General features: G+C 66.0%; 1 protein-coding gene. It reads left to right on the top strand.

The features are described 5' to 3' along the window. Nucleotides 1-256 (top strand): hypothetical protein (locus FHC49_RS10770; RefSeq protein ID WP_220439737.1); only part of this gene is annotated, 256 nt, incomplete at both ends.

The raw sequence follows: 256 nt of genomic DNA, 5'->3' as shown, positions 1-256 counted from the left end.
GCTGGTCGGTGAAGGTGCCGACGGCGCTGCTGCAGGACGGCACGCAGATTGAAGTCAGCGTCAACGGCTACGATGCGGCGGATAACAGGGGCAGCGACACCGACGACACCGGGGTGGCCCGTGACCTGAGCGCGCCGGAGGTGACCATCGTTATTGATGACGTGACCGGCGACGGGGTGATCAACCTGGAAGAAAGCCAGAAGGCGGAGACGGAGCTGACCGGGCGCGTCACCGGTGAGGACGTGGTGCGCTGGGA

Origin of the sequence: Kluyvera sp. EC_51 (genome assembly GCF_019584505.1) — a bacterium.
GTDB lineage: Bacteria > Pseudomonadota > Gammaproteobacteria > Enterobacterales > Enterobacteriaceae > Kluyvera > Kluyvera sichuanensis.
This window is presented reverse-complemented; position numbering and strand designations above follow the sequence as displayed.